This is a genomic window from Bacillus cereus group sp. Bc061, from assembly GCF_027715825.1.
Classification (GTDB): domain Bacteria; phylum Bacillota; class Bacilli; order Bacillales; family Bacillaceae_G; genus Bacillus_A; species Bacillus_A paranthracis.
Genome location: NZ_JAQFTZ010000033.1, coordinates 1 through 1054, shown reverse-complemented (window position 1 = coordinate 1054; position 1054 = coordinate 1). Strand labels below are relative to the sequence as shown.

Sequence of the window (1054 nt, the reverse complement as noted above, 5' to 3'; positions counted from 1 at the left end):
AGCACATTGGATTTCTTCTGAGTATCCAGATGATCGTTCACCAATTATGGTGTATGGCCATATGCAACCTGAAATGATTATTAACTTTTTAGGATGTGTAAAAGCTGGACATGCTTATATTCCTGTAGATTTATCTATCCCAGCTGATCGTGTACAACGTATCGCTGAAAATTCTGGTGCGAAACTACTTTTATCAGGAACTGAAGTAACTGTAACTGATTTACCAGTTCGCATTGTAAGTGAGGACAACTTAAAAGATATTTTCTTTACTCATAAAGGGAAAACTCCAAATCCTGAACATGCGGTAAAAGGTGATGAAAACTTCTACATTATTTACACATCAGGAAGCACAGGTAATCCGAAAGGGGTTCAGATTACTTATAACTGCCTTGTAAGTTTTACAAAATGGGCTGTAGAAGATTTCAACTTACAAACGGGGCAAGTATTCTTAAACCAAGCACCTTTCTCATTTGATTTATCTGTCATGGATATTTACCCATCATTAGTAACAGGTGGTACACTTTGGGCAATTGATAAAGATATGATTGCACGTCCAAAAGACTTGTTTGCTTCTTTAGAGCAATCGGATATACAAGTATGGACTTCCACACCATCTTTCGCAGAAATGTGTTTAATGGAAGCATCTTTCTCTGAGAGTATGCTACCAAACATGAAAACATTCTTATTCTGCGGTGAAGTGTTACCAAATGAAGTAGCTAGAAAATTAATTGAGCGTTTCCCGAAAGCAACAATTATGAATACGTACGGTCCAACTGAAGCTACTGTCGCTGTAACAGGTATTCACGTTACAGAAGAAGTGCTTGATCAATACAAATCACTTCCAGTTGGCTACTGTAAATCAGACTGCCGCCTTCTTATTATGAAAGAAGATGGTACGATTGCGCCTGATGGTGAAAAAGGTGAAATCGTAATTGTTGGTCCAAGCGTAAGCGTTGGATATTTAGGAAGCCCTGAATTAACAGAAAAAGCATTTACTATGATTGACGGTGAGCGCGCCTATAAAACAGGCGATGCTGGCTATGTTGAAAATGGT

The 1054-nt window shown here is 38.2% G+C and carries 1 protein-coding gene; it reads left to right on the top strand.

Annotated features, from left to right (window positions below; all coding sequences use genetic code 11):
- Positions 1–1054, top strand: a 1054-nt coding sequence (dltA, locus tag PDQ40_RS28280; RefSeq protein ID WP_270691785.1) for a D-alanine--poly(phosphoribitol) ligase subunit DltA, incomplete at both ends; no start/stop codon positions are given.